Annotated in this window: 1 pseudogene; it reads right to left on the reverse strand. The window is 31.7% G+C overall.

The window, feature by feature from the left end:
• Positions 1 to 695 (reverse strand): annotated as a pseudogene (locus LS65_RS09985) (hypothetical protein); the annotation flags it as partial.
• Positions 696 to 870: the final 175 nt, after the last annotated feature.

Genomic DNA, 870 nt, shown 5'->3' on the forward strand with positions numbered 1-870 from the left:
AAAGATTCTATAATGACTTCTGCAAGAGCCATTTTTAAATGCCCATAGCCTTTACCTTCAAATTCTGCCTCAATGCTTTCGCGGCTTTTTTGTGTGAAAGTAAGAGATTCTAGATTTTCTTTCTTTATTTTGCTTTTTTCCCATAGAGGTTCATTTCTGTATTTAACATAATAAGCCCAATGAATATCTTTTTTTAATGCTTTTCCACTTGTGAGATGAGCTTCTAAGTGAATAAGGTTTTGATTTTCTTGTAATGGAGTTTGGGAAGTATGTATATCATCTGTGCTAGTTTGTTGTGTAGCTGTATCCTCTCTTTTTTCTACTTGTGCGGTGTAGATGTCTATTTGTTCTTGTTTTTTTAAATCTACCTTATCCTGTTCTTTGTAGATTCTAATATGTCTAATATTTGCCTCATCATCTTTATTGAGTGTAAGGCAAAAGGGATTAGTGCTCTTTTGATGAGCTATGGCATTGCATTGTCCTGTTCCTACAATAATATATTCTTCATCTTCAATAGTGATAGGAAAAGATTTGTGTTTATCTCTCTCTTGTAATTCACAATCAAAGATAACTTCTCCATTTTCATCTATGGTTTTAGAATTTGTCATAAAGGAGAGTGTTTTACCTTTTACTTCATCTAATAATTTCTTACTAGATATTTGTATATGGCATTGAAATTTGATTGTATTGCTCATTACTTATTCTTTATGCTATTTTGAATCATTAAGAAGTAAGTTAAAGGCTTATTTATTCCTTTCTCTTTACTTCTCATTTCTTTACCCCTCACTCCGCCTTTATCTCCCCACCTTTAACAACTAATCCTTTAGAATCTATGACTACTTCTATTCCACCAGCTTTAAAAATGATTGT

The organism is Helicobacter japonicus (assembly GCF_000762845.2).
GTDB classification, from domain to species: Bacteria; Campylobacterota; Campylobacteria; order Campylobacterales; family Helicobacteraceae; genus Helicobacter_C; species Helicobacter_C japonicus.